At 48.2% G+C, this 353-nt stretch carries 1 rRNA gene; it reads left to right on the plus strand.

Going from position 1 to position 353, the window contains the following annotated elements:
• Positions 1-285: 285 nt before the first annotated feature.
• Positions 286-353 (plus strand): 5S ribosomal RNA (gene rrf / locus KJS65_RS29565); the annotation flags it as partial.

Consider the following 353-nt stretch of genomic DNA (forward strand, 5'->3'; position numbering starts at 1 on the left):
GTAGATAGGTTGGAGGTGGAAGTGCAGCAATGCATGGAGCTGACCAATACTAATCGGTCGAGGGCTTATCCTAAAAAGTTTACCGTAGGGAAACTTGCTTCGGAAGCGTTACGCTTTGCAACGGAGTAAGGACTGCGGAGACCATTTCTAAACACACAAATTCGTTTCGTATCTAGTTTTCAGGTGATCAAACATCTGGACTGATTTTTAAGCTGCATGTCCTTTCTAAGGATGGATCTTTTGCTGGTGAGTAATCATCGAAGCGAAGACAGCGCAAAAATCCTGTTTGGTGGCGATGGCGGAGGGGTTCCACGCGTACCCATCCCGAACACGACCGTTAAGCCCTCCAGCGC

This window comes from Paenibacillus sp. J23TS9, from assembly GCF_018403225.1.
In the GTDB taxonomy this organism is placed as follows: Bacteria; Bacillota; Bacilli; order Paenibacillales; family Paenibacillaceae; genus Paenibacillus_AQ.